The organism is Micromonospora sp. DT31, from assembly GCF_049841795.1.
Classification (GTDB): domain Bacteria; phylum Actinomycetota; class Actinomycetes; order Mycobacteriales; family Micromonosporaceae; genus Micromonospora.
This window is the reverse complement of sequence record NZ_JBNCKZ010000076.1, coordinates 1-326: the sequence shown is the minus strand read 5'-3', so window position 1 is coordinate 326 and position 326 is coordinate 1. Positions and strand designations below refer to the sequence as shown.

1 protein-coding gene is annotated in these 326 nt (G+C 67.8%); it reads left to right on the top strand.

Going from position 1 to position 326, the window contains the following annotated elements:
- Window positions 1–326: IS110 family transposase (locus ACLQ2X_RS28450; RefSeq protein WP_425684150.1), on the top strand; the 326-nt coding region annotated here is incomplete at both ends.

Below are 326 nucleotides of genomic sequence, written 5' to 3'. Positions count from 1 at the left end.
GAGTCCGTCGAGGGCTTCCAGACGCTTCTGGCGATACTGGCCGAAGCTGGCGACGACGGCGACTGCCCGATCCCTGTAGCGATCGAAACCCCGCGTGGCCTGCTGGTCGCAGCGCTTCGCGCCACCGGCCGCCCGATCTATCCGATCAACCCGATGGCCGTCGCCCGATACCGGGAACGCTACTCGGCGTCGGGCAAGAAATCAGACCACGCCGACGCCGTTGTGCTGGCGAACATCTTGCGTACGGACATGCATGTGCACCGGCCGCTGCCCGCCGACACCGAACTCGCCCGCTCGATCGCGGTCCTCGCTCGCGCCTGCCAGGA